The organism is Mongoliibacter sp. (genome assembly GCF_007692705.1).
Taxonomy (GTDB): domain Bacteria; phylum Bacteroidota; class Bacteroidia; order Cytophagales; family Cyclobacteriaceae; genus Mongoliibacter.
In genome coordinates this window covers 1-6,930 of sequence record NZ_REBN01000253.1, presented here as the reverse complement: position 1 = coordinate 6,930, position 6,930 = coordinate 1, and the positions used below count along the sequence as shown (strand labels likewise).

General features: G+C 40.2%; 5 protein-coding genes. 4 read left to right on the top strand and 1 reads right to left on the bottom strand.

Annotation, left to right across the window (positions count from 1 at the left end):
- Nucleotides 1–353 precede the first annotated feature (353 nt).
- The 4 genes from EA341_RS17320 to EA341_RS17305 all read left to right on the top strand — a co-directional run bounded on the left by EA341_RS17320 (nt 354) and on the right by EA341_RS17305 (nt 6,357).
- Nucleotides 354–2,777, top strand: coding sequence for a TonB-dependent siderophore receptor (locus EA341_RS17320; RefSeq protein ID WP_293016426.1), 2,424 nt, complete (start codon nt 354–356; stop codon nt 2,775–2,777).
- 166 nt (nt 2,778–2,943) lie between these two features.
- The gene (locus EA341_RS17315; protein WP_293016425.1) at nt 2,944–3,771 is read left to right on the top strand and encodes a ZIP family metal transporter; all 828 of its coding nucleotides are present in this window, start codon (nt 2,944–2,946) and stop codon (nt 3,769–3,771) included.
- 18 nt (nt 3,772–3,789) lie between these two features.
- The gene (locus EA341_RS17310; RefSeq protein ID WP_293016424.1) at nt 3,790–5,577 is read left to right on the top strand and encodes an SLC13 family permease; all 1,788 of its coding nucleotides are present in this window, start codon (nt 3,790–3,792) and stop codon (nt 5,575–5,577) included.
- 132 nt (nt 5,578–5,709) lie between these two features.
- Nucleotides 5,710–6,357: a peroxiredoxin gene (locus tag EA341_RS17305; protein WP_293016423.1), complete on the top strand. Its 648-nt coding sequence runs from the start codon at nt 5,710–5,712 to the stop codon at nt 6,355–6,357.
- A 72-nt stretch (nt 6,358–6,429) separates the two neighbouring features.
- On the opposite strand, the gene EA341_RS17300 is transcribed toward EA341_RS17305, so the two are convergent.
- A partial coding sequence (locus EA341_RS17300; RefSeq protein WP_293016422.1) for a TIGR00730 family Rossman fold protein occupies nt 6,430–6,930 on the bottom strand: 501 nt, incomplete at its 5' end.

Genomic DNA, 6,930 nt, shown 5'->3' with positions numbered 1-6,930 from the left:
AAAGAAGCTTAAACATTTGAAATTTAATTATTTATGTTTTTTAATCAAATGAATAATTACCTTTTTTATTTAAATAGTACAATTAAAAAAATAATTACAAAACTAAATAAATGTTTATAAGCTCTCGGAAAAGCTTATTTAAAATCTATTTATTTATAATAGTGATCAAGACGGTCTGTCATCTTCCGATCCGAATATTTTAAAGCAAACTGTCAGCTTTTTGATATCAAATCTATTAAGGTTAAACTTGTTTTATTCCGCTCTTCAGGTCAATGGTACAATAATATGAATCACTTTAGCAAGTCGTGGGATTAGACTTATTTTTGGGACAGATTCATATTTTCCAAACCCAGATGATTAAGAGATTAACCGCGTTCGCCTGTTTATTCTTCCTATTTGCCTTAACCGGTTTTACGCAAAGCGTTTTTATTTTTGATAGAGAAAACAAAAGCCCTCTTGAATTTGTGGTGGTATCCCAAGCCAAAAATAACCTGGTAGAACTATCAGATGAATCGGGAAAAATTGACCTAAGTAATTTTTCTAGAACTGATAAAATTGAATTCAGGCTTTTTGGATATAAAACCATCAACAGGACTTTCGCAGATTTGGAAAAGAAAGGCTACGAAGTTTTTCTTGAAAGTTCTACCATTGCCTTGGAACAGGCTGTTGTTTCTGCCACCAAATGGAGTCAGTCCCGGCAGGAAATTCCCGCCAGAATCACCTCTATCACTAAGGAAGAACGTGAGTTGCTTAACCCCCAGACTGCTGCAGACTTATTGGGCATTTCAGGCGAAGTCTTTATCCAAAAGAGCCAACAAGGTGGAGGTAGTCCAATGATCAGGGGCTTTTCTACCAACAGGTTGCTTTACACCGTAGATGGTGTAAGAATGAATACAGCCATTTTCCGTAGTGGTAATCTCCAAAATGTCATTTCACTCGATCCTTTTGCAACCGAAAGCACTGAAGTTTTTTTCGGCCCAGGGTCAATCATTTATGGCAGTGATGCGATTGGTGCTGTGATGAGTTTTCAAACCTTACAGGCTGAATTTTCTGAAAATGATAATTTTTACATCAAAGGAAATACTGCTTTGAGAACCAGCACTGCCAACAGTGAAAAAACAGGTCATGTTCATTTTAAATACGGTGGAAAAAAATGGGCAGCTGTCACCAGTATAAGTAGGAATGACTATGGTGACTTGCGGATGGGCAGTCGTGGACCGGATATTTTTTTACGTCCAAACTATGTAGTAAGAGAAGGAGATCGGGATGTGGTTGTAGAAAATCCAGACCCCCAGAATCAGGTCCCCACAGGTTACGATCAATTTAATATCATGCAAAAAATCCGCTTTTCTCCCAATGAGAAATGGGATTTTCAATATGGTTTCCATTATTCAGCAAGTTCGGAGTTCGACAGGTATGACAGACTTATCAGAGTCCGTCCTGATGGAACACCTGCTTCAGGCGAATGGAAATATGGTCCTCAATCCTGGATGATGAATCATTTAAAAATTTCCCACACTGCAGGCAAGGTTAGTCTATATGATCAATTTACCTTAAGCTTGGCTGTTCAAAATTTCGGGGAAAGCCGAATAGATAGGAATTTCAATAATCCAAATAGGCGGACTAGAGTAGAGCAGGTAGATGCCTATTCTGCCAATCTAGACTTCCTCAAGGACCTTCCCAATGACGCAAAGGTATTTTATGGCTTGGAATATATTTTAAATGATGTCAAGTCTTTCGGCACCTCGGAAAATATCTTCACTGGGGAAATGGGTAACGCTGCGGCTAGATATCCGATGGCTACCTGGAACTCCTATGCAGCCTATGCTACCTACCAAAAAAAACTAACCCCTTCCTCCCTGATACAGGCAGGACTGAGGTACAGTAGATTTGGCATAAGTGCAGACTTCAATGCCAATCAGGAATTTTACCCTTTGCCTTTTACCACGAGCAATAATGAAGAAGGAGCCTTGACAGCAAGTGCAGGATGGGTTTTCACTCCTACAGACACCTGGACTTTTCACCTCAATGCCTCCACGGGATTCCGTGCTCCGAATGTTGATGATATTGGAAAAGTCTTTGACTCCGAACCGGGAACCGTAATGATACCCAATCCCAACCTTAAGGCCGAGTATGCTTATAATTTGGAAGCCAACGCAGGAAAAGTCATCAATGAAAACATTATGATTGACTTGACCGCCTATTATACTTTATTGGAGAATGCACTTGTAAGGAGAGAGGCTACCTTAAACGGACAGGATAGCATTATCTACGACGGCGAACTCAGTAGGGTGCTGGCTTTACAAAATGCAGCCTTTGTCAGAATCGTAGGTCTTCAAGCAGCATTAGAAATCAAGCTTCCTCAGAACCTTTCACTTTCCTCGAGAATCAACATTCAAAAGGGCATTGAAGAAATGGAGGGTGGGATACAAAGCCCTTCAAGACATGCACCTCCTACTTTTGGCGTTACAAGACTGGAGTTCAAAAAAGAAAAGTACAGGGCTCAACTCTATTCAGAATATGCAGGTGGGTTTTCTTTTAAGCAACTTCCCTTAGAAGAAAGAGGTAAGCCCGAACTGTATGCGATAGATGAAAATGGCAATCCCATCAGCCCTTCTTGGGCGACGATCAATCTCAAAGGATTCTATCAGATTCAGAAAAACATTTCTTTGAGTGTAGGTCTGGAAAATATAACCGATGTAAGGTTCAGGACTTACGGTTCCGGAATAGCTGCCCCGGGAAGAAATTTCATCATTGCCTTGATGGCCGGGTTTTAAAAAAAACGGGACCTGCCTGCAAGGGTGCTGAAACTTTTATATAATTGGAGTGCAAAAAAATAATTATAGCTTCCATATTGTTACAATAGGTTATTATTTAAACTAAATCAATTACCCATTGTAAGTCCGAAGAAAAACTAGCATATTTCCTCTTAACTCAGTTTATATGATTGAAACCATTGAGGCGTGGGCATTCGAACAGGGCCCTGTAAAATCTGCTTTAACAGCTACCATTTTCACATGGCTGATGACAGCCTTGGGTGCCTCCATAGTATTCTTTTTCAAAACCATCAGAAGATCGGTCTTTGACACTATGCTGGGTTTTACCGGAGGAGTTATGATAGCTGCAAGTTTTTGGTCACTGCTCACGCCTGCTTTGGACTATGCCAAGGACATCCACCCCGGTTTTCATTGGGCTCCGGTCGCGGGAGGCTTCCTTCTTGGAGGTTTATTTATTTTTCTTTTGGATAGACTGCTCCCTCATTTGCATATCAATTTCAGTAAAAGTGAATCTGAAGGTATCCCAACCAACTGGCATAAGTCAACCCTGCTTCTATTAGCCATTACTTTGCATAATATCCCGGAGGGTTTGGCTATAGGTATGCTTTTTGGAACTGCTGCCCTCAATTTAGATCAGGCTACGCTGACCGCAGCCATTGCATTGACAATAGGGATAGGTATACAAAACCTTCCCGAAGGGATGGCGGTAGCTATGCCTCTGAGAAGAAATGGGGCCAGTCGAAGCAAAAGCTTCATGTTTGGCCAGCTTTCTGCAATGGTTGAACCTGTTGCAGGAGTGATCGGTGCTTTGGCAGTAGTTTACATGAAAAATGTTCTGCCCTATGCCCTTTCTTTTGCCGCAGGTGCAATGATCTATGTGGTAGTAGAAGAAGTGATTCCTGAAACCCAAAGGGATAAGTATACAGACCTTGCAGTCCTTGGATTTATGCTTGGTTTTACTTTAATGATGGTTTTAGATGTAGGGCTTGGGTAAACTTTTAACCTTTATTTTATGGAATTGAATATAGTTTTTGGAACATTAGTACTTGCTCTTATTCTATTTGTTTGGGGTAAATTTAGACATGATATCGTAGCGGTATTTTGTTTATTGATCCTGACCATTACTGAAATCATCCCTGTGGAAGATGCATTTTTAGGATTTGCCCATCCCGCGGTCATTACAGTTGCTGTAATTCTTGTGGTAAGTGCAGGTTTACAAAATTCAGGTTTAATAGATCTTATTGGCAAATGGGTAATAAAACTAGGGGACAACCTCACCTTGCAGGTCGCAGTACTTTGCCTCATAGTGTGCATAGCTTCCGCTTTTATGAACAATGTGGGGGCATTGGCAGTAATGATGCCTGTAGCACTGCATTTGGCTAAGAAAAGTGGAAACTCCCCCTCCTCACTGCTCATGCCTATAGCTTTTGCTTCTTTGCTTGGAGGGATGATCACATTGATCGGTACTCCTCCCAACATTATCATTGCCAGTTTTAGAAACAAAGAAATGGAGGGCTCATTCTCTATGTTTGACTTTGCTCCTGTTGGAATTGGTGTGTCAGTAGTAGGGCTTATTTTTATCATCCTTCTTGGATGGAGAATGATTCCAAAAAGAATTTCAGGTAATAAAAAGGACGAGAATTACTTCGATATTGAAGATTACATTACTGAAATCATCATAGAAAAGGATTCTAAACTTGAAGGTGAGCCCTTGTTAAAGGTTACCGATATCAGCGAGGGAGACATTCAGGTGCTTAACGTGGTCAGAAGTAATTACCTGATGCATGCACCCGACATGAATATGGTATTAAGGGAAGGAGATATTATTTCTATTGAAAGTGATGGAGATGACTTGAAAAAATTCCTTGAAAAGAGTAAATGTACGCTTGTAGCAAACAAAGAAAGTGAAAATGAAAAACAAGGAGAAAAGGCTATTGGAAGTGAGGAGATATCCATTGTAGAAGCTGTTGTTATGGCTGATGCTCCCATTTCGAATCAGACTGCTGTCAGTCTCAGAATGCGCAATAGATTCGGTGTCAACCTACTTGCAGTATCCCGTCAAGACAAAAAAATCAAGAAAAGACTTGACCATGTCAAGTTCAAAGTGGGAGATGTCCTGTTGCTTCAAGGAAATGCTGAAAAAATTAACGAAAGCTTGCAATCCATGGGTTGTCTTCCTTTGGCTGATAGAGGTTTTTCCATTGGCAAACCAAAAAGAATTGTCTTCGCACTGAGTATATTTATTGCCTCAATTGTACTTATCATTACCGACATTCTCCCCGTGCAGATCAGTTTTACACTGGCAGCTTTTGCTATGGTCGTGACAAAAACACTTGACCTTAAAGAACTTTACCAAAAAATTGACTGGCCAGTAATCGTTTTGTTAGGAGCTATGCTTCCTTTGGGTACGGCTTTGGAAAGCACTGGTGGAGCAAATAAAATCGCAAACCTCATGTTGGAGTTGGGTGCCAGCCTACCACCTGAAGCTAGTTTAGCTTTGTTTTTTGTAACCACCATGTTACTTTCAAACGTTATCAACAACGCCGCCACTGCTGTCCTCATGGCACCTATTGCCATCAATATTGCCGAAGGACTTGAGGTTTCGGCAGATCCGTTTTTGATGGCCATTGCAGTAGGAGCTTCAGCTGCATTTTTAACACCCATAGGGCATCAGTCCAATACTTTGGTAATGGGCCCTGGAGGATATGCGTTCAAGGATTATTTCAAAATGGGTCTACCTGTTTCTATATTGATTACTGTTGCTGCCATTCCATTGATCTTATTTTTCTGGCCATTGTAAATTGGCATTCCAAGGGATTAAGCTCTATCGATAGATAAAATCTATAGTATTTTAATTTCTATTGCGACTTATATCACGTTAATTCAATTATTAATTGATGAAATTTGAATCAACAAGTAAAACAATTTTATCATGGAAGAACAAAACTTAATTACAATGCCTAGAATCGGAGATTTAGCACCTGATTTCAAGGCAATGACAACTACTGGCCCGATGCAATTCTTAGAATATATCAAAGACAGTTGGACCATTCTTTTTTCCCACCCTGCTGATTTCACGCCAGTCTGTACCACAGAAATGAGCGGATTTGCACTCGATCAGGGATTTTTTGATGAAAAAAACACCAAATTGGTAGGCCTCAGCATTGACTCCATCCATTCCCATATTGCTTGGGTAAACAATGTAAAGAAGAATACTGGAGTCCTTTTTGAATTCCCAATTATTGCGGACATAGATATGAAAGTTTCTAAACTCTATGGCATGTTGCAGCCCGGAGAAAGTGAAACTGCTGCTGTAAGAGCCGTGTTTTTCATTGATCCAAAGGCAAAAATCAGGTTGATCATGTATTATCCCCTGAATGTGGGTCGTAATATGGACGAAATCAAAAGAGCCCTGATTGCCTTACAGACCGCAGATAAGCACAAAGTTTCTTTGCCGCTTAACTGGCGCGAAGGAGATAAAGTAATTGTATCTCCTCCAAAAACTGTTGCAGAAATGCTTGAAAGGGAAGCATCAGACTACGAAATGGTAGATTTCTACCTTGCCAAAAAAGACCTATAAAAGAAAAGCTGCTCAAAAAGATGGGCAGCTTCTTTTTTTTTAAGAACTTGAGATAGTCATAAACAACCAGGCTTATGGCTTCTCTTCTCCCAAAAAAGAAGAGGGTTCAAGATCTTCTCTTCTTTTGAGACCATACCCTTCTACTGCATACTTGAGTATATGTGCCTCCATATCATCAATTGAATCTGTGAGTAAAAATAAGTCTAAATCCCTTTTATCTATGGTCCCGTAATCAGCCATATGTTGGATATATGCATAGAGATTTTCATGAAAATCGCTGCACATTAATACTACAGGAAATCGTCTCATTACCTTGGTCTGTATCAAGGTAAGGGCTTCAAAAAACTCATCTAAAGTCCCAAAACCACCAGGCATCACCACAAAAGCAAAGCTGTACTTGGAAAGCAATACTTTCCTGACAAAAAAGTATTTGAAATTCATCCACTTATCCAAATAGGGATTTGGGTGTTGTTCAAAGGGAAGGATGATATTACAACCTACAGACTTTCCTCCAAAATTTTTGGCTCCTCTATTCGCTGCTTCCATAATGCCCGGACCACCCCCTGTCATTAC

What these genes read in the sequence shown, in the direction of transcription:
- EA341_RS17310 (WP_293016424.1), top strand. Translation starts at nt 3,790, where the DNA reads ATGGAATTGAATATAGTTTTTGGAACATTAGTACTTGCTCTTATTCTA.
- EA341_RS17315 (WP_293016425.1), top strand. Translation starts at nt 2,944, where the DNA reads ATGATTGAAACCATTGAGGCGTGGGCATTCGAACAGGGCCCTGTAAAA.
- EA341_RS17305 (WP_293016423.1), top strand. Translation starts at nt 5,710, where the DNA reads ATGGAAGAACAAAACTTAATTACAATGCCTAGAATCGGAGATTTAGCA.
- EA341_RS17320 (WP_293016426.1), top strand. Translation starts at nt 354, where the DNA reads ATGATTAAGAGATTAACCGCGTTCGCCTGTTTATTCTTCCTATTTGCC.